Origin of the sequence: Methanobacterium veterum (assembly GCF_000745485.1) — an archaeon.
GTDB lineage: Archaea > Methanobacteriota > Methanobacteria > Methanobacteriales > Methanobacteriaceae > Methanobacterium_D > Methanobacterium_D veterum.
Map to the genome: position 1 here is coordinate 317,848 of NZ_JQJK01000009.1, position 22,115 is coordinate 339,962.

19 protein-coding genes are annotated in these 22,115 nt (G+C 34.1%); 7 read left to right on the forward strand and 12 right to left on the reverse strand.

Annotation, left to right across the window (positions count from 1 at the left end):
- Window positions 1–13: 13 nt before the first annotated feature.
- The 4 genes from cutA to EJ01_RS04855 all read left to right on the forward strand — a co-directional run bounded on the left by cutA (window position 14) and on the right by EJ01_RS04855 (window position 5,307).
- Window positions 14–328 (forward strand): divalent-cation tolerance protein CutA, encoded by a 315-nt coding sequence (gene cutA, locus EJ01_RS04840; protein ID WP_331275697.1) that lies wholly within the window; start codon window positions 14–16, stop codon window positions 326–328.
- A gap of 41 nt (window positions 329–369) precedes the next feature.
- Entirely contained in the window at window positions 370–3,225 is a 2,856-nt protein-coding gene (leuS, locus tag EJ01_RS04845; protein ID WP_048081639.1) for a leucine--tRNA ligase, read from the forward strand.
- Window positions 3,226–3,415: 190 nt separating this feature from the next.
- Window positions 3,416–4,639, forward strand: coding sequence for an MFS transporter (locus EJ01_RS04850; RefSeq protein ID WP_048081638.1), 1,224 nt, complete (start codon window positions 3,416–3,418; stop codon window positions 4,637–4,639).
- 374 nt (window positions 4,640–5,013) lie between these two features.
- On the forward strand, window positions 5,014–5,307 hold the full coding sequence (locus tag EJ01_RS04855; RefSeq protein ID WP_048081637.1) for a ferritin family protein: 294 nt from the start codon (window positions 5,014–5,016) through the stop codon (window positions 5,305–5,307).
- A gap of 48 nt (window positions 5,308–5,355) precedes the next feature.
- On the opposite strand, the gene EJ01_RS04860 is transcribed toward EJ01_RS04855, so the two are convergent.
- From EJ01_RS04860 to EJ01_RS04880, 5 genes are all read right to left on the reverse strand, one after another.
- Window positions 5,356–6,135 (reverse strand): fumarylacetoacetate hydrolase family protein, encoded by a 780-nt coding sequence (locus EJ01_RS04860; RefSeq protein ID WP_048081636.1) that lies wholly within the window; start codon window positions 6,133–6,135, stop codon window positions 5,356–5,358.
- Between the two features lie 178 nt (window positions 6,136–6,313).
- A complete protein-coding gene (locus EJ01_RS04865) occupies window positions 6,314–6,613 on the reverse strand; it encodes a hypothetical protein (RefSeq protein WP_052375851.1) in 300 nt (99 codons plus the stop codon).
- Window positions 6,614–6,623: 10 nt separating this feature from the next.
- The gene (locus EJ01_RS04870; RefSeq protein ID WP_048081635.1) at window positions 6,624–7,571 is read right to left on the reverse strand and encodes a metal-dependent hydrolase; all 948 of its coding nucleotides are present in this window, start codon (window positions 7,569–7,571) and stop codon (window positions 6,624–6,626) included.
- A 245-nt stretch (window positions 7,572–7,816) separates the two neighbouring features.
- Window positions 7,817–8,506: an ABC transporter ATP-binding protein gene (locus EJ01_RS04875; RefSeq protein WP_048081634.1), complete on the reverse strand. Its 690-nt coding sequence runs from the start codon at window positions 8,504–8,506 to the stop codon at window positions 7,817–7,819.
- Entirely contained in the window at window positions 8,499–9,632 is a 1,134-nt protein-coding gene (locus EJ01_RS04880) for an ABC transporter permease (protein WP_048081633.1), read from the reverse strand. The genes EJ01_RS04875 and EJ01_RS04880 overlap by 8 nt, the downstream gene beginning before the upstream one ends.
- A gap of 782 nt (window positions 9,633–10,414) precedes the next feature.
- Here EJ01_RS04880 and EJ01_RS04885 point away from each other — a divergent pair.
- A complete protein-coding gene (locus tag EJ01_RS04885) occupies window positions 10,415–11,269 on the forward strand; it encodes a transglutaminase-like domain-containing protein (RefSeq protein ID WP_052375853.1) in 855 nt (284 codons plus the stop codon).
- A 143-nt stretch (window positions 11,270–11,412) separates the two neighbouring features.
- Here EJ01_RS04885 and EJ01_RS04890 read toward each other — a convergent pair whose 3' ends face one another.
- The 4 genes from EJ01_RS04890 to EJ01_RS04905 form a co-directional block, all read right to left on the reverse strand.
- A complete protein-coding gene (locus EJ01_RS04890) occupies window positions 11,413–11,712 on the reverse strand; it encodes a hypothetical protein (protein WP_048081631.1) in 300 nt (99 codons plus the stop codon).
- Window positions 11,713–11,727: 15 nt separating this feature from the next.
- Complete coding sequence (locus EJ01_RS04895) at window positions 11,728–12,021, reverse strand: ArsR/SmtB family transcription factor (protein WP_048081630.1); 294 nt, start codon at window positions 12,019–12,021, stop codon at window positions 11,728–11,730.
- Between the two features lie 1,451 nt (window positions 12,022–13,472).
- Window positions 13,473–14,141 carry an ABC transporter ATP-binding protein gene (locus EJ01_RS04900; RefSeq protein ID WP_048081629.1) on the reverse strand — a complete coding sequence of 223 codons (669 nt, stop codon included), beginning with the start codon at window positions 14,139–14,141 and terminating at the stop codon, window positions 13,473–13,475.
- Window positions 14,134–15,354, reverse strand: a complete 1,221-nt coding sequence (locus EJ01_RS04905; protein ID WP_048081628.1) for an ABC transporter permease — start codon at window positions 15,352–15,354, stop codon at window positions 14,134–14,136. The genes EJ01_RS04900 and EJ01_RS04905 overlap by 8 nt, the downstream gene beginning before the upstream one ends.
- A gap of 333 nt (window positions 15,355–15,687) precedes the next feature.
- Here EJ01_RS04905 and EJ01_RS04910 point away from each other — a divergent pair, with 333 nt between their 5' ends.
- The gene (locus EJ01_RS04910) at window positions 15,688–17,499 is read left to right on the forward strand and encodes a glycosyltransferase family 39 protein (RefSeq protein ID WP_048081627.1); all 1,812 of its coding nucleotides are present in this window, start codon (window positions 15,688–15,690) and stop codon (window positions 17,497–17,499) included.
- A 945-nt stretch (window positions 17,500–18,444) separates the two neighbouring features.
- Here the strand turns inward: EJ01_RS04910 and EJ01_RS04920 are convergent.
- The 3 genes from EJ01_RS04920 to hisG all read right to left on the reverse strand — a co-directional run bounded on the left by EJ01_RS04920 (window position 18,445) and on the right by hisG (window position 20,319).
- Window positions 18,445–18,945: a hypothetical protein gene (locus EJ01_RS04920; protein ID WP_245611151.1), complete on the reverse strand. Its 501-nt coding sequence runs from the start codon at window positions 18,943–18,945 to the stop codon at window positions 18,445–18,447.
- A 42-nt stretch (window positions 18,946–18,987) separates the two neighbouring features.
- On the reverse strand, window positions 18,988–19,269 hold the full coding sequence (locus tag EJ01_RS04925; protein WP_048081625.1) for a winged helix-turn-helix domain-containing protein: 282 nt from the start codon (window positions 19,267–19,269) through the stop codon (window positions 18,988–18,990).
- Window positions 19,270–19,458: 189 nt separating this feature from the next.
- On the reverse strand, window positions 19,459–20,319 hold the full coding sequence (gene hisG / locus EJ01_RS04930; protein WP_048081624.1) for an ATP phosphoribosyltransferase: 861 nt from the start codon (window positions 20,317–20,319) through the stop codon (window positions 19,459–19,461).
- A 468-nt stretch (window positions 20,320–20,787) separates the two neighbouring features.
- Here hisG and EJ01_RS04935 point away from each other — a divergent pair, with 468 nt between their 5' ends.
- The gene (locus EJ01_RS04935) at window positions 20,788–22,080 is read left to right on the forward strand and encodes an amidohydrolase family protein (RefSeq protein WP_048081623.1); all 1,293 of its coding nucleotides are present in this window, start codon (window positions 20,788–20,790) and stop codon (window positions 22,078–22,080) included.
- Window positions 22,081–22,115: the final 35 nt, after the last annotated feature.

Below are 22,115 nucleotides of genomic sequence, written 5' to 3' on the forward strand. Positions count from 1 at the left end.
TTAAAAGAGGTAAATGATGTATGCTTTAGTTTATATAACCACATCTGGAGAGAAAGAATCTAAGAAAATAGGAAGAACTATTGTTGAAGAAAGATTAGCAGGTTGTATAAATATAATATCTACAATTGAGTCTTTGTACTGGTGGAAAGGGAAAATAGAAGAAGATACAGAATCTATTCTCATTGTAAAAACTAAGGTAAACAACATAGAAAATATTATAAAAAGAGTAAAAGAAATTCACAGTTATGAAAATCCTGCTATTTTAGCAATTCCGATAATCGAAGGTTCTAAAGAGTATTTAGATTATTTAGATGGTGAAATTAGATAAAATTACAGAATAATACGAATTAATTACTTTTAGGTGATTACTTGAACGAAATAGAAAAGAAATGGCAGAAAAAATGGGCAGAATCACACTTATTTGAATCTAATCCTGATAATAAAGAGAAAATTTTTCTAACAGTAGCATATCCTTATCCAAGCGGAGCAATGCACATAGGACATGGAAGAACTTACACAGTGCCTGATGTGTATGCAAGGTTTAAAAGAATGCAGGGCTATAATGTTCTTTTCCCAATGGCATGGCATGTAACAGGTGCTCCAGTTATAGGTATTGCAAAAAGAATTGAAAGGAAAGACCCATGGACATTAAATATCTATGAAAATGTCCATAAAGTCTCAAAAGAAGAGCTCAATAAATTTACAGACCCTGAATATATTGTAAAATATTTCAGTACTGAATACCACGATGTAATGCAGAGTATGGGTTACTCAATAGACTGGAGAAGGGAATTCAGAACTACAGACCCTCATTACAAAAAATTCGTGGAATGGCAGTTTAGAAAACTTAAAAGCAAAGGATACATTGGTAAAGGAAAACATCCAGTAAAATACTGTCCAGAAGAAATGAACCCTGTAGGGGACCACGACCTTCTGGAAGGGGAAGGTGTTGCAATAAACGAGCTTACCCTTGTCAAATTCAAGTTAGGTGACGACTACCTTGTAGCTGCAACATTCCGTCCTGAAACACTTTTTGGAGCTACTAATTTATGGTTAAATCCAGATGAAGAATACATCCGTGTAAAACTATACGGCGAAAGCTGGATAATAACTAAAAAAGCATTTGATAACATCATCCATCAAAAAAAGGATGCTGTCATTGATTCTTCTATTGATGCAAATGGGTTAATAGGGCAATATGTAAAAAACCCTCTAACTGACGAAGAACACATTATACTCCCTGCTTCATTTGTAGATCCTGGATATGGTTCTGGTGTTGTTTATTCCGTACCAGCACACGCTCCTGCAGACTACATAGCACTTAAAGATCTCAAAGAGAACGAAGAACTGCTTGAAGAGTATGATATAGGGAATAAAGTGGAAAAAATAGAGCCAATCAGCATTGTAAAGCTTGAAGGCTTTGGGAAATTCCCTGCTCAAGAAATAATTGAAAAGTTCGGTGTTAAAAACCAGAAAGATCCAAGACTTTCTGACGCCACAAATGAACTGTATAAACTGGAACATGCAAAGGGAGTTATGGCAAATATTCCTGATTATGACGGCTTAAAAGTACCATCTGCAAGGGATGAGGTTATAAAAAATCTTCTTGAAGCCAAAAAAGGGGATGTAATGTATGACTTTGCAGAAAAACCTGTTGTATGCAGGTGCGGTACAGAATGTGTGGTTAAGATACTTGAAGACCAGTGGTTCCTTAAATATTCTGATGAACAGTGGAAACAGAGCACATATAACTGCCTTGCTCAAGAAAATATAGTCCCTGCAGAAATAAGGGCTAATTTTGAATATTATATTGGATGGTTAGAAGATTGGGCCTGCAGCCGACGGTTTGGGCTTGGGACAAAAATGCCATGGGATAATCAATGGTTAATAGAACCTTTAAGCGATTCTACTATTTATATGGCTTATTATACAATTGCAAAGTACATGAAGGATGTTGATCCAGAAGATCTTGATGATTCATTCTTTGACGATGTATTTTTAGACCTCCAGAAGTATTCTGGCCAGATAGAAGGTCAGCTCTTTGAAGATATCAAGCATGAATTTAATTACTGGTATCCTTTGGACTGGAGACTTTCAGCTAAGGACCTGGTTGGAAACCACCTTTCATTCCACATGTTCCACCATTCCGCAATATTCCCTGAATACAAGTGGCCGAATGGTATTGTAGTCTTTGGAATGGGTCTTCTTGAAGGAAACAAGATGTCATCATCAAAAGGAAATGTAATCCTCTTGAATGACGCTATAGAGACCTACGGAGCAGATGTGGTAAGGCTCTTTTTAATGGCATCTGCAGAACCATGGCAAGACTTCGACTGGAGAGAAAATGAAGTAAAAGGGACTAAAAGACGGTTAGAATGGTTTTCAGAATTTGCAGATCGCGTGGCTGAAATTAAAGGATATCCTGTATCTTTAAAAGACTTTGAGTTAGGGGAAGTTAAAAAGCCCATAAATAACTGGATTTTAAGTCAGTTTAATATGAGAATTAAAGATGCAACAGAGGCCCTTGAAGGATTCCAGACAAGAAAAGCACTGCAGGAATTATTATTCATCTTTAAAAAGGATATTGATCATTACTTCCATCGTATAGAACATGAATTAGAGAATGAAGAGGCAAAAGAAGAAATTTCAAACGTTTTAACATACATATTAGGCGGTTGGATACGTTTAATGTCTCCATTTGTACCTCATACATCTGAAGAACTGTGGAGCAAACTTGATGGGGAAGGATTTGTATCAAATGCACAGTGGCCTGAATATAATGAGGACTTAATAGATGAAAAAGTTCAGAAGGCCGAGGAAATTGTACAGGGACTTGCAGGTGATATAAACGAAATAAAGAAAATCACAGGTACTCAACCAAATAAAATCCACATCTATGTAGCTCCTGAGTGGAAATGGAAGGTATTCGAAATTGCAAAAGATATTGGAAGGCCGGATATAGGTAGAATAATGGGAGAATCCATAAAACAAAATCTGCATGATAATAAAAAAGAAATTGCAGACTTTGCAAAGAAAGTGGCAAGAGAAGTAACTAAAATTAAATATGTGGGCCAAATTGATGAGTGTTCCATTATTGAGGAATCACTGGACTTCTTATCAAGCGAAGCAGGTGCAGAAGTGATTGTATATGAAAAACCTACCTATGATCCAAAGGGTAAGTTCAAAAATGCAATGCCTTACAAGCCTGCTATTTATATAGAGTAATATCAAAGGGATATACTCTTTTTTTTAATTTTAATTGATTTTTGATAAAAACCACATTTTTTTATCTTATTATGAAATAATCATCAGAGTTTGTGCAGCTGTAATTATCTAGCTTAATTTTATATTAATATGTTAAAATTACAATTGGATAAGCGCAATACAGATAAAAATTGTTTAAGAGATGCATAAAATGGATAACAGCAACTTTAATAATAATTATAAAATACCCTGGAATATTATTATAATTGCAATAGTTTTGAATTTCTGTACTTGGGCATTTTTGTTTGTTACTCCGCCAATGGGAACTATACTATCTGCAAATTTGCATATCTCTCATTTCCAGACAAGTTTACTTTTCAGTGCCCCAATACTTATGATAGCTATAGTGGCAATTCCTGCAGGTATTATCGCTGATAGGATAGGTTTAAAAAGGGCAATTGGGATTGGTGCCATTGTTGCATGTATTGGCGCTGTGCTTAGGGGAACAGCATCAACCTATTCTGGGTTACTCATATTTTCGCTCATTTTTGGGCTTGGAATGGGATGTACATTTGCAAACCTACCAAAACTCGCTCGATCATGCAGTTCCAGCCAGCAGACAAGTTCTGTCATGGGATTTATCACGGGCTTCGGACTACTTGCAGGTATTGGGACAGCTCTGGCCATTACAGTTCCATTGATCTATCCGTTAACTAACAGCTATCAGGGTGTTTTTTATGTGTGGAGTGTACCGCTCGTAATTGCAACAATTTTGTGGTGGGTCGCGGTACGTGAACCACCTTGTCCAAGTGCCGAAATTGAATCTGAACAAACAGGATCTGTAGGGCTAAAGGATGTATTAAAAGATAAAACGCTATGGCTTCTGGCTTTTATACTTTTGCTCCATAATATATTCTTTTATACATGGTCTGGATGGCTTCCAACTTACCTACTGCAAAAAGGAGTTAGTTTGGGCCTTACTGGGTTGTTAACATCAGTTATGCTGTGGGTAGGTGTCCCGACTGTAATATTGATACCCATGCTGTTTTCAAGGGGCAATATATCAAAAAGACTGCTTATATGGGTGCCCAGTTTGATATTTGCTTTCCTTGCAATATGGATATTATATGCCTCTGAACTGGCCATCTGCTTTATAATGGCAATTGCGGGAGTTATAAACATCTTACGTTTTAACACATTGCTCAGTTTACCTGTAGAAATCATGCCAAAAAAGCATGCAGGGGTCGCTGGCGGTGTTGTTGTAGCAATTGGTTATATCGGTGCGGTAATTGGGCCAAGTATGACTGGACAAATTCTGGACATTACTGGAAGTTTTCAGATTGTTTTTGTTATTCTAGCAGTGTTATCATTGATAACAATGGGTTTAACTTTTTTAATCCCTTCAAATGATGAAAAAGTGTCAAATGCGAAATAGAGAAATAATTTTTGGGTTTGAAGTGCTGAAAAATTTCATAGTGGTTTATTATAGTGACTTTCAAATTTAATTCTTATTTTCGTTACATTGGCATGATTGATTCATTTAAATCTGATTTTGTCAAATATTATTACTTTTTTTGAGCAAATTAAATTTAATATGTCATTAATTTGCATTTAAACAGATTTTACACTTTAAATTTGAAAAATGATAAAATATAAAAAATATTAGATCCATATTAAATAATGGAATTTTGAAGCTCATGACAATATGTACAAAATTTTAGTTGATTTAATCAACAGTTTATGAGAATAACACATAATATTCGATCCATGAGCAATCTAATTTAAATTGTATCTTAAGGGAGTAAAAGAATGTTTTCTAAAGTACCTATAGATATTAATAAAATAAAAAGAGAAAATCAAAACCTAGACCAAGAACTTCTAAGAGTAGCTATAATGGCAGAACTGGATGCTATTAACCTTTATGAGCAGATGGCAGACATGACTGACAATGAAGATCTTAAGGCGGTTCTTACAGATGTGGCTCAAGAAGAAAAAACCCATGTTGGAGAATTCCAGACCATGCTTTTAAGAATGGATGAAGAACAGGTCAAAGAGCTCGCAAAAGGTAAAAACGAAGTTGAAGAATTAACTGGGAAAAAATAATTAATTAAAACTGCTTAAACGAATTTTAAGCATAAATTTACTATTTTTTTAACCCTTTTTTATAAAATTTTTAAGCATTCCAATTCCCTCAATTGCGACTTCAACAGTATCTCCAGTATTCATGGGACCAACACCCGGAGGAGTTCCTGTTGCAATTACATCACCAGTTTTAAGAGTCATTATATCGGATATGAATTCAACGAGTTCATAAACATTAAATATCATGTTTTCAGTGTTTGATTTTTGTTTAAATTCTCCATTGAGTTTAAGTGAAATATTTTGATTCATTGGATCTAAATCAGTTTCAATACATGGCCCGATGGGACAAAATGTGTCAAAGCTTTTTGCCCTTGTCCACTGGCCGTCTTTTCTCTGTAAATCTCTTGCTGTTACATCGTTTAATGCAGTATATCCTCCTATATAATCTGCAGCATCTTCTGATTTCACATTTCTTGCTTCTTTAGATAGGACAATGCCAAGTTCACCTTCAAAATCAACTTGACTGCTTGAGGCAGGATAGATTATGTCATCTAAATGCCCAACTACTGATGTTGGGGGTTTTATAAATATTATGGGTTCTTCTGGAAGGTCCATATTGAGTTCAGCTGCATGGTCCCTGTAATTCAAGCCAACGCACACAATTTTAGAGGGTGAGACTGGGGGCAATATATTCACTTCTTCAACTTCATAGTTAGTATCTTTTTGGAACTTTCCGATGTTTCTGGAGTTAATTGCTTCTATGGTTGAGCACGAAAGTTCTGTTATATTATTGCCTTTTAATAACCCTGTTTTTTTATGATTATCCTTTAAAAATCCTATAATTTTCATAAATTCACCTTAATCACTCTGGAGTTAATGATATCTATTTATGCAAAACAAAACTAATAAATTAGCTTCTCAACTTTTTATATCCAATAAAATCTGAATTTTTTTCAGGACGTATGTAATTTGTAGAAAATAACTGATTTTAAAATTACAAATTTTTTTTATTTTAAATCAAAATGGATTAATAATCCCATGTAACTTTTAGGAGTATGGCAAGTGCTATGAACTCTATAATGCTGCTTAAAAATTCGTGATTGCCGGAAATCATATCACTATCTAAAATTAAAAGAGCAACGGCAAAGATACTTCTAAGTAACAGGAATGAGGCAAATAACATAAGGCCAATTGTAAACCCAATTTTTATCTGCCTGTAACTTTTGATATAAAGATAAATTAACCCGGATAAAAGGCCCATATTTAAAAATTCTACGCATATGGCTCCAATTTCCGCTGCTCTATATCCTAATAATTCTATTGTCATGTTAGCTCCATTAAGTAGGTACTGTAACTGTTATATTGTTTCCAGTCCATGAATTCAGGATATCATAGTAAGTTATTTTCCATTCTCCTGAACTGTATGTTGCGTTGATTAAGGCATAATATGAGTTCCATTTAAATCTTTCAACAACTGGAAGGTTATTCGCGGTATTAATGGCATTTTGTGCGGATATATAAGGTCCATTTTTAATTGAAGGGGTATTATATGTCCTGATATTTGATTCCTGATTTTGCAGGGTGTTGTACTTTGATACTATGTAACTGCTGTTTTGTGAATTGCTTTTTACAACGTCCCACATAAACATGTCCTGGGTTGGATAAGTGGATAAATGATTGTAGCTTGAGTTTAAAGTTAGAGTCTCGGCACTAATTGCATTTGATTTCTCATAAGCCATTATACATCCAAATGATACTAAAACAATCATAAAAACTGCCATGGTAACTTTTTTATACTTTTGATTTACTTTCAGGTAAATCACAAGTAGTGTAACCACTGCCAGAATGGTTATTATCATGTCAACTGCAGGGTATATTTCTGCAGCATACCTGGTAATTGAAAGGGGATAAAATAGTGGAATGCCTTTTGTTGTTAGGAAATCGAGGAATAAATGTATAAGTGCCCCAAAATATGCAAGTGCAATGGTAGTTTTTGTAAATTCAACGGATATATCACGCTTTATAATACTGCTGATAAATCCATTTATCTGCTTTCTTGATAACACATACAAAAAGAGGGTAGATGTTACGAGTGCAAATACAAAAGAGTGTGTAATTCCCCTGTGTGCAAAAATGAAAAGTTGGGGAGATAACAATCCAATCCATGTAACAAAAATAGTGTCAAAATCAAGTGAAATACCGCCAAAGGCTCCTGCAAGTTTATTCTTACTACCAATTGCTGCTAGAATGATGTAAGGTACTAAAAAATGTGTTATTAAGTCCATTTTATCTCCTATAAATGTGTTTATACTGTTTTGTATTTCATTTGATTTAAAGCCACTATGTATGAGTAATTTAATCTTTAAAGAGAATCCCGCCGTAAGAAGAAAGGAGGTTATGGTACCAAAATCTATCAAAAATCATATATTTGAAGCATGCGAAATTTTCAATTTCGCTGTTCAAAAAATCATAGATTTTCGAATGCTTCAATTTTGATACATTGGAGATGTTCCCGCCCACTCTTTAAAGTTTAAGTTATATTGTTCGTTTTCTCCTCTAAAATTTTACCGTCACGCACTGTAATGATCCTGTCGGCCATATTTGCAACGTATGGCTCGTGTGTTACCATAACAAGAGTTACATTTTCCTTTTTATGTAGATCTTTAAGAAGATCTAAAATAATATCTCCTGTTTTAGAATCTAAAGCTCCTGTTGGTTCATCCGCCAAAATAATAGAGGGATTGTTAACTAATGCCCTTGCTATAGCTACACGTTGCCTTTCACCGCCTGATAGTTTGGTTGGTCTTTGATCGATCCTGTCTTCAAGATCTACTGATTTTAAAAGTTTTAAAGCTCTTTTTTCCATGTCTTTACCCGAAATGGAAGTCCCGATCATGGGTATCTGGACATTTTCAAGCACTGTTAGATTTGGAATCAGGTTATGGAGCTGGAACACAAAGCCAATTTCTTGTGATCTAAATTTACTTAGATCCTTGGTTTTGGTCAGGTCAATACCTGCTACTTCGACGCTGCCTTCACCAGCAGTATCAAGTGCCCCGATCATGTTAAGTAGAGTTGATTTTCCGGAACCTGACGGCCCTATAATGGAAACAAATTCTCCTTTTCTAATTTCAAGGTCTATTCCATTTAAAGCTTTTATTTTGCCTTTATCATAGCTTTTTTTGAGGCCTTTAATCTCAATAATGTTTTCATTATTCATAGCGCAGTGCCTCCGTTGGTGCTAGTCTGCTTGCTCTGTAAGCTGGGTAGATTCCTCCAATGATTCCTACAAGGAATGCAATTCCAAATGCTCTTAAGAACAGATCAAGCGAGAATACTGGTTTAATCATGGTTCCAAATGTTGCAGAATATGATAGAAGGACTTCAACGCCTACTACGCCTATAATAGTGCCGACTATAGCTGCCATGATGGTAAGTACAATTGATTCACCCAGTATCATACCGAGTATTCTCCTGCCTCTCCATCCTACAGCTTTTAGAACTCCAATTTCACGTGTTCTCTCGTATACTGACATTATCATGGTATTGATAACTCCAACTCCACCTATAACTATTGCAAGGAGTGAAATTGCCCATGTGGCTGTGTTAATGGCCCCCAATGCGTCATTTATTCTGCCTGCCTGATCTGCTGCTGTTACTGTTGATAATTCGTTAGGATAAGTATCTTCAATGTGCTGACTTACATCTGTAACATTGGCATCTTCAGTTACTTTAACTGCAATGGTACTGATTTTACCATCATTGCTGGTTAAATTCTGGAGTGCATTTAAAGACATAAATGCTCCTGCATCCTGTATGAAACTACCTGTCTCGTATATTCCTGTAATTTTAAAGTTTTTATTAAATATGGTGATATTATCTCCAACTGACTTGTTAAGATCTTCAGCAGCTGTTTTACCTAGTATGATCTCGTTTGTACTTCCATTTGAGTAGATCGTCCCATTTACACTGTCTACTCCCATGAGATTTAGTTTACTGCTGTCTATACCGCTTATGGAAAGGCCATTGCCTGAACTGCCTTCTATATTGGCTGTAGCCCTTAAAATACCTGCGGTTTCTTTAACGCCGCTTATATTTTGGATATCTGTCACACGGCTTTCATTTATACTGCCTGATGTTGATCCAAATTCGTTAGAACCAGTATGTGTTACTGTAATTTCAGCAGCCCCTGCTTTAAGGGTGCTTTGTGTGGATGCCTGAAGACCACTGGTGACAAGGCCCAGTGCTACAATAGTTGCAATCCCAATTGCAATACCCACAATTGCAAGGGAGGTTCTTGTTTTATTTCTGAATGGATTTTTTATAATTAATCCTAAATAATTCATGATTCAATACTCCTGTCTGAAATTTTATAATACTTAACTGACAGCCATTTTTTTAATAACCAGTATTTAAATAAGTTTTTCAAAATTAGGTGTAAATTATATACAAATCTTTTACAAATCCTTTTATAAATTAACATAAAAAGCGCTGATTTTAAGTAATATGTATTTATGGCATGTATTCTTGTTTTTAGATTTAAAATATGGGTAAAAATGGCTTTTATTTATATATATCTTTTTAAATTAAGTTTACTCTATGTTTAATAGTTTAAACTCAGGACTCATAATGCAAATGTCTGTGATTGGAATACAATTTAGTTTAAACACGCCTTAATTATGAAAAATAGCAATATTATGCCTTTTTTTGGAAAAAATAGCCTATTATAATGCTTTATTTAATTGAGGGGAGTAATGTAATGTAAATACATATTCAAATGTTCCCTTTTATGTAAATACCATTTACTATGGCTTTATTTTCTTAAATAAGTAACTGAATGCTTATATTGATTTATCTTCATGACAAATATCTCTAATACGTTTTTAAAACAATAAAAGGATTATAATAAATCTTTTATGGTCATTTTGAATCAAAATATTTATATATGCTTCTTTTTAGAACATAATAATGTCTGAAAATTGATTTAAAGACGTTAGTCTAACTATATATTAAATTTGCGGAAAAATTTATTATCTTTATAGTAAATTTTCAGACATTTGGAGGCGGTACAATTAAGCGAGATTCGCGTTTTGCATTTGCTGGCCTGTTAGCGTTAGCATTATGCATTTTGCCCATTTCGAATGGGTTAAGTTATTTAGACGAATCACAGACGACTGTTATCGGTGATTCAAACAATGTAAATGAAGTTTCAGTTGCAGAAACTCAAAAATCGATGGGAGTACAGGTAAATGCGGCTAGTACCGTATATAAAAAGGTATATACAAAAGTAAAGTATAAATCCTGGTATAAGTCATGGTATAAATCATGGTATAAGTATCACGGTAAGTGGAAATACAAGTGGAAATACAAGTGGAAATACACCTGGAAGTATAAATGGGTAATAACATACAAAAAAGTTACAACATCCAGTACGACTACTTCTAGCTCGAGTAGCGTTAGTTCATCTAGTACGTCCAGTAAATCTAATACAACCAATAGTTCAAATTCTACTTCTAGTACATCCAGTTCATTAACAAAATATCTAAAAGCTACAACGAACTGTCAGTCAACCAGTACTACTATAAAATCAAAGGCTAAGTCAATTACAAGCGGTAAAACATCTAGTTATGCCAAGGCAGTAGCAGTATATAACTATGTAAGGGATAAAATAGGTTATTCTTTCTATTACAATACTAAGTACGGAGCTGTAGGTACTCTTTCTAAAAAAACGGGAAATTGTTGTGACACTGCTCATTTACTAGTTGCTCTTTCAAGAGCTTCAGGATTGCCTGCTCGATATGTGCATGGTTACTGTAAATTTTCAAGCGGTAGCTGGTATGGTCATGTCTGGGCAGAAGTATATGTAAATGGTAAATGGTATAAAGCAGATGCAACCAGTTCTAGAAACTCTTTTGGAGTTGTGAATAACTGGAAAACATCGACTGCAACAATATATGGTAAATATGCATCGTTATCGTTTTAGGTAGCTATTTACTATTCTATTTTTTTTGAATTTTTAACTTTTAAATAACTATCCTAAAGGACTATTTTTCGCAGTTACAGGGTTAAAAACATTAATTTAGGAATTTATCATTTTATATAACTTTATAGTTTTCAAACATGCTTTTAATAGTCCCAAGTAATCTTTAATAGTATGGCAAGCGCTATAAACTCGATAATGCCACCGATTAGTACCTGTCTGCCTGTTAACATGTCACTATCTATAATTAAAAGTGCAATGGTTAAAATACTTCTAATTAAAAGAACTGAAGCAAATAGTATAAGCCCTACTGTAAATCCGATCTTTATCTGCCTGTAACTTTTAATATAAAGATAAAGTAATCCTGATAAGATGCCAATATTCGCGATCTCTATACCAACAGCTGCTGTTTTAATTAATGTTAATCCAAATAGTTCTAATACCATTTTAATCCCTATAAACTAATTATCCTTTTTCCCATCTTGTACTTGTTTCCAGATGGTTTCAAAATCCCTGTAATTTTTTTCCATATTCTCTGAAAGGAAGTACATCTTACCGTATTTTTCTCCAGCAGATTTAACAACTTCACTATCCTCTAAAATTTTTATATGGTGCCTAACGGTTCTATAATTGACATTTAACTCTTCAGCAAGTTGATGTGCATTGTAAGGTCGTTCCTTTAATTTTTTAATAATTTTGGCACGGTTTATTCCTCCCCTTGTACCAAGGATTAACCACCAAAGCACTTTTTTCATAATTTGTCCCTTTTTGCATTATTTGAAATGTTTTTTTAAGATATTCTGGTTTAATTCCTTTAAATTATTTTACTTTTAATTAATAAATAATAACTGGATTGTGCAGTATGCTTAAATTTTAAAAGTAGATTAGGTGTTAGATTTTCATGAAGAAACGGAAAACGTATAAACAATTTGGTATATTCCTAGTTTAATTAAATGTTCTGAACTTTAAAATTCTAAATATGTGATCTTTACTCAAATAAAGACAATATCTAATAAATACTAAAAAATTAATCAAAACTCCAATCATTAAAAATGTCTTAAAACTAGATTAAATGGCCTTAAAATCCTTAAAATCCTTAAAATTCATTTAATAATATTTTGTACTTTTAAGAGAAAAGCGTAATTTACTTTAAATCATATTAAATAAGCTGTCTAACAATTCTATTCTTATCCAATTTCTTAAAGCCCTAAAGTAGATTATTTCAGTTAATGCAGTTGCTTAAAAAAAGAAATTTGAAATTATATTTTTAAATTAAAATATAGGAGGTTGAAGGAAATCTCTCAAAAATTCGAAGCCTTCAAAAATCTTTGATTTTTGTGGCGTCAAATCAAAGATTTGACAGCCTTCAAAAACCTGCGGTTTTTGATGTTTGAAAATCGTAGATTTTCAACCGTGAAAATTTTCAATTTTCACATGCCCCGAAATCCTCAAAAATCGAAACTTCGATTTTTGGGAGTTAGAAAAATGCTTGCATTTTTCTAAAATTCTACGAATTTCGAGGGAATTTTTGGAGCAGCAAATCTGAAAGGTTTGCATGCTTCGATTTCCTGAACATTCGAAATCTACGATTTCGATGCCCCGAACACGTAGTGTTCGAGGGCCCCAAAATCAGAGATTTTGGAGGTTGAAGGAAAACTTACAGTTTTCCGAATGTTCCAAAAACCGAAAGTTTTTGAGAACTTTTGCCTATAATTACCTGTAATTTATATTTGCCTTCAAATGATTTTTAATAATGATCTGTTGATTGTAAGTGCTGTAATATGGAGTTTTATACTTACATCTTTAACAAAAAATTTTCTTGAACCTGAGATTTTTCCCGCCCTATTGTCCTTGGATGAACCAACAAAGTAGAGGACAAATTTTCATTCACTTAATAGTTTCTTATGATTAAAAGGGGACTAAAAGAGGCATGACCTCGCATAGGAGAAAACATTAAATGATTTATGGATAAATTGTAGGGTTCCCACCAGCCCTGCAATTAAGATTCAATTTTTAGTTTTTTTATATCACCACCTGTAGCTATTTTATGTGTTGTGTTTTACCACAGAAGCTTAAATTATCACACAAAAATACAATTTAGCAATTTAGTTTTTTGATATCACCTTCTTAAACATGTTTAAAAAGTCTCCCACCCAATATACGGAGATTAACCGCCCGCCGCTTTCTTATATTAAACATGTGCTTTTCAGCCTTTTATTTCACCATCCAATACTGTTATAATTCTATCTGCCATAGTGGCTACGTCTGGAGAGTGTGTTACTATAATCAAGGTTACATTCTCTTTTTTGTGGATATCTTTAAGTAAATCCAGAATGATCTCCTGTGTTTTTGAATCTAAGGATCCCGTTGGTTCATCTGCTAAAATAATAGATGGGTGGTTGACAAGAGCTCTTGCTATCGCAACCCTCTGTCTTTCACCACCTGAAAGCTTTGTAGGTTTTTGATTGATTTTATTTTCAAGATTCACCGATTTTAAAAGTTCTAAAGCTCTTTTTTCCATCTGTTCATCTGAAAGAGGTGTTTCAATCAGGGGGATCTGGACATTCTCAAACACAGTAAGGTTTGGGATCAGGTTATGCAGCTGGAACACGAAGCCAATTTCGTCTGATCTGAACTTACTTAAATCCTCACTTCGAGTTAAATCAGTACCTGCTACACTTATACTGCCTTCGTCTGGGTTATCAAGTGCTCCGATCATGTTAAGGAGGGTTGATTTCCCAGAACCTGACGGCCCTATGATGGAAACAAATTCCCCTTCTTTAATTTCAAGGTCTATACCGTTCAATGCTGTTATCTGTCCCTCTTCATAGCTTTTTTTGAGACCTTTGATTTCAATGACATTTATATCATTCATAGCGCAGTGCCTCCGTTGGTGCTAGTCTGCTTGCTCTGTAAGCGGGATATATTCCACCTACAAGCCCTAAGAATAATGCAACTCCAATTCCTTTGAGCAGAAGGTATGCTGAAAATGCAGGTTCAATTCCCCGCATAAGATTGGTGGCAGATATGATCTCTACAACACCTATTCCTACAACCAATCCAACCAGGATAGCTATTACTGACAGGACCAGAGATTCTCCCAGTATCATCGTCATAATTCTGTGTTTAGTCCACCCAATAGCTCTTAAAACCCCAATTTCTCGAGTTCTTTCTGATACTGCCTTCATCATAGTAACAACAACGACTATTCCTCCTACTATGACTGCAAGTAGTGAAACTGCCCATGAGCCCGAGTTGATAACATCAAGCCCGTTGTTCATCCTGTCCATTCCTGATAATGATGTCGATGTCGATAATTCATTTGGATATTTCTGTTCAATGGTGTCAGCTAGATCTGTAGCACTGGTGCCGTCTGCTGCCTTAACGAGGATCAATGAAACCTCTCCAGTGTCTCCTGTGAGATTTTGGAGTTTTGAAAGTGACATAACCACTCCCTGGTCATCCATGAAGTTTCCTGTTTCATAGGTTCCTACAATTTTGAAAGTTTGATTGGATATGTTTAAAGTATCCCCTACGCTTTTATTCAATCTTTGAGCGGCTGTTTTACCTATTATTACTTCATTTCCATTACTGTAGGTATTACCATTGGTTATAACAATGTCGTCCATGCTCAGATCACTGCTGTCAATTCCTATTACACTGTACATGTTCATTCTGAAGTTTCCTTGTGGGCCTGCAGATTCACTTGTACTATTGCTGCTAGTGCTGTTACTGGTGCTGTTATCGCTCAAGTCAATATTGGTCCGTAAAACTCCTGTTGCATTACCAACACCAGATATTTGTTGGATTTCACTAACTTTACTTTCATTAATCAGCTGCTGTCCGCCCATACTGCCTGAGGGTCCTCCGCCCCCTCCGGGCCCTTCACTTCCACTATTGGTCCCATATATCACTGAAAAATCAGCAGCACCGGCAGTTAGTGCTTTTTGGGTAGATGTGGAGAGGTTGTCAGTTACAAGACCAAGTCCTACCACTGCAGCCACGCCTATAGCAATTCCAAATACTGCCAGTAAACTCCTTGATTTATTCCTGAATATGTTTTTTATAATCAAATTCCTGAATTTCATGCTCCTTTGTTTAAATAGCCATAGTTAAGTATTTATTCCAGATTTAAGTCCAAATCTATACTAATTATACCCAAATCTCTACCAAATTTTGGTACATATTCATAAAAAACAGCTACAGATCACTAAAAAATAAAATCCTATTTTCAGCTTTAGAAATATTTCATAACTATTTTAGAATTTAATTCTAAATTTGGAATAGTATGTGGGTTATTATCTAAAAACAGCGGAATTCCGGCATATTTTGGGCTAAATTTGGGAAAAGCTTTATATTCTTTCTAGCTCTTAATTTGAGCACAGATATTATTATAAAAAACTTCAAAGAGCGAAATCTTCATGTTTACAAACAAAATTAGAGAAAAATGGTGGATTATAACATTATTCAGTATATTTATATTCTCATTTATACTAGATATGTACGTATTAACACGTTATAACTTATCTTATGGAATGGACGGCCCTTTTTATGATCTTCAAGTTTTAAATATACTTAAAACAGGCATTCCTGCCAGTAATGATCCCCCACTTGTTTACTATATACTTACCCCATTTGTACTGGTAAGTGGAAATTCTTTCTTTGGAATAAAAATTGGAATGGCCCTTCTTGGGTCACTTATGGCATTTCCGGCATTTCTACTTACAGAGATGTTTAATGAAAAGCTTGATATAGGATCTAAGATCCCGGCTCTTTTGAGTGCACTTCTGATAACTGTAAACGTATTTTACTTTCAGCTGATTGGAGATTTCATGCAGAATTTAGTAGGTGTCTTATTTTTGCTTCTTTTGATATATTTTGCAGTTAAGTGGCTTGAAAATCCAAAAGAATGGAAAAAATATGGAACTCTGGCGATTGCACTACTTCTCTGTAACATATTTACACACATTTATACTGGAATACTTGCAGTCATTTTATTTATTTCTCTTTTACTGCTTAACTGGGCTTTAATATCTTATAAAACCGGTAAAATAGAAATTAAAGGTTTAAAAATATTGGGAATAGTCAGTATTTCAGTTATAGTAGGATTAGCAGTTTTATTTGCTGTATATCCATATATGTTCTCTAAATTCACTACGGTACTTTCATTCATGAATAATTCATCTACAAGCAGTTCCAATTTAACTGGAGGAAATTTTATGAGTCCAGTAATATTTTTAACTGTTCCCTTCATTTTAGGAGTGATTGTTACTATACGTATTTTCTATAATGGGCTTAAAGAAAAGATAAATGTAGAAAGAAAGGCAATAAGTAGAAAGACACTTTTATCATGGGCTTATTTGGTACTAACAGTAATTTTAATTAGTTTGATTGTGGCGCCTTCTGTGGACTCTCAATATAAAAGCAGGTTCATAGAGCTGGCATTTGTTCCAATTGCCCTTATGGTACCATTGGGCTTAAAATTCATTGAAAACTGGCTGTCAAAAAGATACCCTTCTAAAAGAAGCTTGAAATTAGGATTAATAAGTTTAATAGCAGTTATATTCGTTGTATCAAGTTTTTACACTGCTACTGGAGAATTCTCAGGTATGGGGCCAAGTATCACTTCGGACCAGTATAATAACCTGGTTTCTCTCAAAGAAAATCTTACAGCTAATAATATTGACACAGATGGTATAATACTTGTCAATGATTATCATACCGGTTACTGGGTAGAATATGTACTTGGAATGCAGGTAGAAACAGGTAACCTGAGTGAAATTCAGAAAGAATACTTTAATCGAACTATATATGCGGTTACTTTGACACAAAATAGCCAATCTCAATTAAAAGGAAATTCCGAGTATTCATGGAATCCACTGCTTCCTTATTCATTCCCATTTGTGGGGTGGAACTTTGATAATTCATTTAATTCAGCGGGTGGCCAGAAACAGCTTTCACAGTCTCCGCCTGGAGATTTTGGGAATGCAACTGGACAGAATAAGTCAGGAACCCCACCAACTGGTTTAGGAAATAGGGGACAAAATGACAAAGTTTCTCCGTTTAATGCCACTCGAACTGATCCAGATAATGCTGCAGGCGGTGGAAATGCTCCAAATAATGGAGGAGGCTCATCTGGAGATATGCCAAATCAAAACTTAAACCAGATAATATCTAATTATGGGACATTAATTTTCAGTGGAAGTGGTTTTAAGATATATAAAATATCTTAAAATCTTCATTTTGCAACGACTTTGCAGTAGATAAAAGAAACTGAACTTAGCATGATATAATTTATAAAATGAAGCTTGAAAAATATTATGAATTCTTTTAGTGTAGAAATAAAGCTAATTTCAAGTTTATACTCTAAAATTAATTGATAAATTTTATTTAAACTTATTTTCTAGTTCTTTAAAATTAACATGCTAAAATATAATTAATTCTAAATTAAAATAAAAAATTGTCTTGCCTCTATACCGAATGGTTATTGGAGGTTGAAGAAAATTGAAAATTTCCGAAACATTCGAAACTTCGTTTCGATGCCCCGAAATCAAAGATTTCGAAGGCCCCAAAACTTTTTTGTTAAAAAAAATTTTGGAGGTTATTAAAATTCAGAATGAATTTTGTAACCCCAAAAATCCTACGGATTTTTGGAGGTGACCCGCCCACTGTGCAATATAATCTTCTATGAGCGAAAGGGGATTCAAAGAGGCTAAGCCTCACATAGAAGATATTAAGCGACATATTTGGATACTTGCAGGTGCCCGCCAACCTGCAATTAATATTCTGTTTTTAATTTTCTTGATATCACCTGTAATTAGTTCATTATTTTATATTGAGAGATTTCAGTATGGAAAGGTGGTGAGATGATTTAACCTCTCAATATATGTAATTATACTTTTAACTTATTTGTTCCCGATTTTTAATAATTCGGTTCATGTACTTCACGTTTTAATGTTGGAGTGCTAAATTTAAGTATTTATTCCAGATTTATACCCAAATCTATACCAAATGTTGCTGTGAAAAGAAGCTTATCAAAATATTACTAATTTTTTTAAGTGATTTAAAAAAAAGAAATGATATTTGATGTAATTATATCAAAATACTGATTTTTTAGGTAATATTTAAAAAAAAGGAATGAATACTTAATTATAATCTAAAAAAGGGGTAAAATAAGTTTAGTCCAATGTGATCTTTAAAAGAACTGATAGAGCTATAAGCTGGATTACATTAATGGAAGATAACGGGAATTGAGGCCTGTCTATATCAAAACCATGCTGTCCCATACCCATAACCAGATTTAAGATCAAAAATCCGGTAGATACAACGTTTTGAAGTAGTAATAGCGAAGCAAATACTAAAAGGCCCATGGTAAATTTGGATTTGAGCTGCCTGTAATTTTTCATGTAGATATAAATCAACGCTATTAATAAGCAGATGTTTGCAATTCCAACTACAATAGATAAATAGGAGGTTCCTATACCTCCGATATCAATTCCATTTGGGCCTATATGGAAAGGTCCTAAAGTGATACCTCCATCATGTATGCCGCTATCTATGTGTGGTGCACCATGCCCTATACCAATATCGGGGTTCATATTTTTACCGTTTGGCACATTTGTAAAATGTGGGCTAATATCTGTACCATTTGGCGTTGCGTTTGTGGAATTTTGTATCATTTTATATCCTCTACTATCTCAATTTTTTTGCATTATAAATATCTACTTTTTCCCAATTTGTTCCCAAATCTCGTTGAAAACATCATAATTTTTTTCCATATTTTCTGTTAGAAAATACATTTTACCGTATTTTCCTCCTGTGGACTTAATGATGCCGTTGTCTTCTAAAACTTTAATATGGTGCCTTATAGTTTTATAATCAAGATGTAATTCTTCAGAAAGCTGGTTTGCATTATATGGTCTTTCATTTAACGACTTAATTATCTTAGCACGGTTTAATCCACCTTTCATTCCGGCAATTAACCACCACAACAGCTTTTTCATGTAATCACTTATGAGAATTAGGACATTGCTCTATTTATTTTTATGACTTAAAAACCTGGTTAATAAGATTATTTTTGCTCATGTAGTATACTTTAATTAAATTGTAATTTTGATAGGGTAATTATCTTAACATGTAGTTGATAATTCACATGAAAAATTACATTATTTACATAACTTTCATAGATCGATTTATATTATCCGCTCAATTGGTACAACCAGAATATCCTTTGCACCTATTTTTTTAAGCCTGTTTACTGTATTAAAGACTTCAAGTTCATCTACAACTGCCTGTACTGCTACAACATCTTCATTTGAAACAACTTGGGAAACTGTAGGTCCTGTAAGCCCAGGCATTGCTTTTTTAACGTCTTCAAGGTGTTCTTTATTAACATTCATCATGACGAGTTTTTTGCCCTCAGCATCTAGAACTCCTTTTATACCTGTCCGTATGGCTTCTATTTTTTCATTTTTGTCTTTAAAACTTTTTTTATTTGCAATTAGCTTTATGGAGCTTTCAAGTACAGTATCTATGATCTTAAGATGATTCATTTTGAGAGTTGTACCTGTACTTGTGAGATCTGCTACAATATCAGCCACACCTATAAATGGTGCAATTTCGGTTGATCCACTTAATTCAACTATTTTAACGTTTATACCTTTATTTTCAAGGTATTTTTTTGTTAGATTGGGAAATTCTGTGGCTACAATGGCACCGTCATCTATATCTAATATGTTATTAATTCTGGAATCTTCAGGCACTGCTAAAACAAGTTTAGCGCTTCCGAAATTAAGATCCTCTAAAATTTCAACATCTGCTTCTTTTTCTTCTATTAAATCAAGGCCGGTTATTCCAAGGTCTGCTGCGCCGTCTGCAACAAATTCAGGAATATCTGCAGCCCTTGTAAACATAACGCTTGTTTCTTTATCATATGTTTCTGAGAAGAGCTTCCTATTTGCTGTATCTTTAATACCAATCCCTGCTTTTTCTAAAAGTTTAACTGCAGGATCGCTTATCCTTCCTTTTGATGGAAGCGCTATTTTTAACTGCATATGCGTCCTCCCTGTAAAATTGATTAAATAATTATATTATAGTGAATAACTAAATTATTGCTAAATCAGGTTTTACACATTTAAACATGCAAAAACCATAGATTGTCGCGGTTAAATAACCGAAAGATTATTTAAACATGATTAAATTAATTTGAGGAGTATATATTTTATAAATCTAGTTTGTTATTTACTATAAGTAATTTGGCATGTACTTTATATATTTTGGATAAAGGTTATTAAAGGCTTTATGCCCAAATTGAAATTGAATACAATAATATTGTCTTATATTGTACAATGTGTACTTTTAAAACTTTGGTAATCGTATGTTGTTAAATGATTTATATCATACAAATTCTATTATAATTTAATACCATTATTTTATGCAAAATGTATTTTTAGACTTTAATAAATAAGATAGTAGATATTTATGTAAATTAATCTAAAATTTAAATATTAACCGGTGGTTCCATGGAAACAAAAAGTATTTTAATAGATAACGTTACTATACTGGGCGATAAGATTAAAAAAGGTTCAGTAATCGTAGAGAATGATAAAATCGTAGAAATAACTGAAAAATCAGGCTCATGCAGTGCTGATGAGGTAATAAATGGTGAAAAAAAAGTTTTAATGCCAGGACTTGTGAATACGCACACTCATCTTTCAATGACACTTATGAGGGGGCTTGCAGATGACTTGCCTCTCGACACTTGGTTAAATGATCATATCTGGCCTGTAGAAGCTAATTTAACAGGTGAATACTGTTATGCAGGTGCTTTACTGGCATGTATTGAAATGATAAAGTCTGGAACCACCGCATTCAATGATATGTACTTTTTTATGGATGATGTGGCGAAAGCAGTTGATAAATCTGGTTTAAGGGGTATGCTGTCCCACGGGATGATTGACCTTGGGGATGAAGAGAAGAGAAAGGCCGAATTTAGGGAAACCATGAGGATAATAGAAAAATGCCATGATACTGCGGACGGTAGAATAAAAGTTGCATTTGGACCACATGCACCTTACACATGTTCAACAGAACTATTAAAAGAAGTAAGGGAAAAATCAAGTAAATTGGGGCTTAAAATCCACATTCATGTGGCTGAAACTGAATTTGAAGTTGGGCAGATAAAGGAGTCTTACGGTGCAAGACCTTTTGAATACCTTGATGAAATAGGTTTCCTAGCAGATGATGTTATAGCAGCGCATGCTGTATGGCTTTCAGATAAAGAAATAGAAATAATTAAAGAAAACGATGTGAAATTATCCCACAACCCTGCAAGTAACATGAAATTAGCATCAGGAATATCTCCAGTTTCAAAATTAGTTGAAAGCGGCATAAATGTATCATTGGGAACCGACGGTGCAGCCTCAAATAACAATTTAGACATGTTTGAAGAGATGAAACTTGCAGCACTGCTTCAAAAAGTACACACTGGTGATTCTACAGTGCTTCCAGCTGAAAAAGTGCTTGAAATGGCTACAATTGATGCTGCTGCTGCTTTAGGTCTTGAAAATGAAATTGGCAGTATTGAAGTTGGGAAAAAGGCTGATCTCGTACTTGTTGATATGAAAACTCCGGGTTTAACTCCATTCAGACATCCTGTATCGCATGTTGTATATTCTGCAAACGGCGGTGATGTTGACACTGTAATCTGTAATGGAGAGATCTTAATGAGGAACAAAGTATTAGAAGTGCTTGATGAGGCTGAAGTGATTCAGCTTGCTGAAGATGCTGCAGAGGAACTTTTATCAAAAAGCTGATTTCCATGGATAAGCTGGTCTATCTGATATCGGCA